The 4,248-nt window shown below is 42.0% G+C and carries 3 protein-coding genes; 1 reads left to right on the top strand and 2 read right to left on the bottom strand.

Annotation, left to right across the window (positions count from 1 at the left end; genetic code table 11):
• Window positions 1-745: DUF4097 family beta strand repeat-containing protein (locus AC1DWN_RS29010; protein WP_477562353.1), on the top strand; the 745-nt coding region annotated here is incomplete at its 5' end.
• 85 nt (window positions 746-830) lie between these two features.
• Here AC1DWN_RS29010 and AC1DWN_RS29005 read toward each other — a convergent pair.
• Window positions 831-2,750: a beta-galactosidase trimerization domain-containing protein gene (locus tag AC1DWN_RS29005; protein ID WP_477562352.1), complete on the bottom strand. Its 1,920-nt coding sequence runs from the start codon at window positions 2,748-2,750 to the stop codon at window positions 831-833.
• Window positions 2,751-3,207: 457 nt separating this feature from the next.
• Window positions 3,208-4,248, bottom strand: a 1,041-nt coding sequence (locus tag AC1DWN_RS29000; protein WP_477562351.1) for a hypothetical protein, incomplete at its 5' end; no start/stop codon positions are given.

Below are 4,248 nucleotides of genomic sequence, written 5' to 3'. Positions count from 1 at the left end.
CATCTATACTACACTTCTTTCACTTAGTCTGATTATGGTAGGATGCTCTGAGAAAACAGAGAACAATAAAAGCAACTGGAAAGATATCTATGAAGGCAAACAATTAGAAGCTGATTTCAATACTATAAATGTAAAAACAGATGTATTCTCCATTTATGTCGATGAATCGCCTGATCAAGAGATACATTTGGAAATAAAGAATGCCGATCTGAATGAATTGGAGAAAAATTTCAATATTGAAATTAAACAATTAAGCGATACACTCGATATTGAAATCAAGGGGAAACAGAAGGTAAACCTTGACGTTCTGAACTTGATTCTTAAGCTGCCTACTCAAGATTATAAAGAAATATCGCTTAAAAGCGATGTAGGCACCATTAGTTACAGCAAAATAGCAACCGATGAGCTTGAGGTTACGAATAGTGTCGGCCAAATTATAATGCAGGATATTGAAGCTGGAAAAACCAAAATTAAGAACGAAGTCGGACCGATAAAAATAAACGCGAATCAAATGAACAATGATATTGATGTCGCAACGGAATTAGGAAACATCGAGATTCTCTTGAACGAAGTTCCTGAAAATATGAAACTGGATTTATCAACGGAGCTAGGTCGTATCGATTCAAATCTGGATATCGTGAATGAATCTAAATCCAGCAGAAAGATTACAGGAGAGATAGGTACTAACGGGTCTGAGTTAAAGGTACGTTCGAGCATCGGAAATATTTCAGTCAATGCCAACTGAATAACTTATAAAGCCCGGCTGCGATATTCTCACAACCGGGCTAAAGATCTTATATTCATATAATGGGGCGTGCCGCCCCTTTTCATTAGCTTTCTATAACAACGAGGGCATACCCTTCCACCTTGGGCAATGGAATACGAATATAATCATCCATTTGCTCATAAGCCAAAGGCTCTCTTTCTGGCGCCTTGTAAACCGCTTTTACCGAATTAGCTTTTAGTAGAACAACTCCGTCGGTTAACGTCTGAACATCTTCTATAACGTTATATTTACCTCTTGGCTCTGGGTGTGTTAATTTGACATGCACCATTTGCTTGTTTTCTTTTGCCGTTACCGTCACTCTCGCCGTGCTTGGAATACCCTCACACTTCATTACTGGCTGCGGCAGCAGCTGCTTCAGGCAGTAGTCTATCATATGCTTATGCACATTTGCCGCATAAGAAATATAAGCGCCAAAGATGGGGAAGCAAAGCTGAATAATATTTCCTGACCTCGCTACTGCTGGCAGTCCGGCATACCGATCCGGTGGTGTATAAAACGTACCGTGAAAGCCATCCCACGTCCGATTGAAATATGGCTGCCAGTATTCTGCGATTTCCTGTGTGCCTTCCATACCTTGCAGCAGAATCCCTTGGCTATAAATCCCGCACAGCATATCCGGCACAGCATCGCCTGTGTCCTCCAACATGCGGAAATATGAGCTATTCCAAGGGTCCTCCCCTTCATATGTCATTTGCCATTCCGCCAGTTCAAATGCTGTACCTTCTGGATTAAGGCCAGAATGACCGGAACTGATTACCCCACCACCAGCAGCAATATAAGCTTCCAGTTTTGGTTTTAATACTTGCGTTATTCTCACATTATCCGGCAATATAATGACCTTATACGCAGACAAATCATGGTGCTCATTAATAATGTTGTACGTATACTTCAGCTCGCCTAGCATGCGAACGGCTCCATTGTGACAATCCGCCAGTTCACCGCCAGCTAGTGTCAGTATTCCAATATCGGCAACTGCTCGAACATCGTCGGTCCACGTCTCGTAACGCTCCAACTCTTCGTAGATTTCACCAATGACCTTATAAACCGCTGAATTCAAGCCATCCCGTGGATGCATATGATCACCAATAGATGTAGGCACACCATTGCTCAGCGCATCCCAGCAATCGTTAAGCAGCGAAGCTTTGCTTTTCAAACCGCCGAAATCCCCCCAGTTAACATTAAACCGACCCGTCATATAAAATACTTGCTGCCCCAAATTACGCGCATAAGCGACCTGTGCTGGGAAGAAATCGTAACTCCAACCACTCGGCAAGCATTCAATCTCGATATGTGTGCGTAAACCCTCGGAATCCGCTGGAAATAAACCATTTAAGTACAAGAACTTATCTGGACCAATAATCTCCTTCACTTCACGGGAGAAGGAAATGAGCATTTCCTTCGTGAAAGCTCGAACATCCTCATCGTTCAATGGATCTCCGCCACTCGCCTTCACACCTTCAAGGCACTCATTGCCATAACATGGCGTGACGGCCATGCAATCGAAAAAGAAGCCTTCGACGGGATAGCGCTCTGCGATCTCTCGAACCATACCTAACAGATAGTCACGATAGCCGGAGTTAAAGCACATATTGCGGAAAAAGTTTTCAGTCCGATCTCCATAGATGACTTGACCCTCTTTGTTGACCACAGTCCAATCTCGATGCTTTCTCGCCATCTCATGATCCAAACCAGCATTAAAATAGGCAGTCACCCCGATATCTACCTTGCGACATTCCTCTACGATTTGTCCGAACATATCAAAATTAAGGTACGGATGCATAATACCAATATCCGTTGGATAGTAAGCAAAACCGATATTACATTTCGCAAATACGTTTACATATTCTACTCTCGCATCCTTTAAGGTTCGAGCGAACGTCTTAGCGTCAAAATTTGCACCGAAATCCGGAATATTCGGCATTGTATGAAAATCGATGTGTATGGCTCTTTTGATCACTCTCATGATTGGATAGGCCCCTCGTATTGTTTGTAATAGAGCCCCTCAACTTCAATGGATGAGGGGCTCTATTCTCTTGTTTATTTTGCGTTTATATCCATCAGACGTAACAGAACGACATCATGTGTTGTAATATTCACAACTAGACTTGCTTCAGACTCGTTATCTAGCAAATCATATGCCTTTACATATTCCAGCAGCTCCACCATAGGGAGGACCTTGAACTTTCGTAGAGATATAGATGTCATAGGACTGATTGGGATCGTTTTTCAAAGCAGAATCCAATAACAATTGAACACTCCATGATCCGAATAGATACATATATTCTTTTGGATGAAAGGTTACAGAATCAATTTTATACAGACTATATTCATTGATCAAGGTGATTAATGCCATTAGACAAGTAGATTAACCGACCCAGTAGCGCGAAGAGCCACCTTAAGCGCTACATTATAACAATTCACTAGCATACTTGCTCTGTTTTCACTAGAATAGAGGCTCCATCGATCAGACCGTAATCCTCAAGCTGATAATGGTCAACCCAGATATTCTCCTCTGTAAAAGCTTCAGGACCACACCATGTAGGATTAAAATCCTTGTGGTGCAGTGGACCGAAGGTATTCCTGAGAGAGCCGACGACTTCGATCTCCACAAGATTCGTACCCTCTACGCAGTATTGTGTAATATCCGCTTCCCATGGTTGGGAAATTATATAGATTGCCTGATTTTGGTTCACTTTCAGCTTGAATAATGTCCCTTTTGGATTGTTCAATTGCAAGAAAAATCTGCGATTAAATGACTTATTAAGCTCGACGAAGCTTCGGTAGACTATATTGCCTGCGTAGAAGGGGTAACCTTGCTTCACCCAGCTTCCATTTACAAGCTCCTTGGGTTCATCTGTCAGTACGTATTCCTTGTTCCCTACTGGCCGAACGCCAAACTCTCCAACAACATAAATATCTTCAATTTCAATCCCATACCGACAATTACATTCAAGCTCTATTATATTGCTGCCATGTATAACATATTGTGCAATGTCAATCAGACCAAACTGCTTATCCCAATAGTAATCTTCTGTATCCGTGCTTACGTATTGGCCATTCACATTAATCGTCCAATTGTAGGCTTGCTCAATAACAATTTGAATGGCTTTACTTGTGCATTCGGATTTAATCTCGAATCTCAGCTTTAAGTTACTGCTCTCTGTTTCTTTAATACCGTTTTGTTCAGTCACCCACGGCTGAACACCATTATATTCGCCCAGTCCAGCATCAATCCACATTTTCTCTCTTATTTTCCAAACAGAGACTTCATCGCTCCATTCGCCTTGATTAACGGAATAACGGCAATAATCCAGAGTTACACTATTTTTGTGAGCCCTCTTAAATTCCCAATTCTGAGGAAGATTAATCTCAGATTCAGTGACCAGTAAAGTAGGCTTATGTGCGCATAAGTCAGCAGACGTGTCCACGCAATAGACAATGCTACCGCATGGATATAAAGT

This window comes from Paenibacillus sp. P4_A7 (assembly GCF_056402455.1).
Note: the sequence above shows the minus strand (reverse complement) of the source record. Positions and strands in the feature narration are given on the sequence as shown.

Bases quoted from the DNA above. Each gene is read 5' to 3' on its own strand.
- AC1DWN_RS29005 (WP_477562352.1), bottom strand. From the start codon at position 2,750: ATGAGAGTGATCAAAAGAGCCATACACATCGATTTTCATACAATGCCG.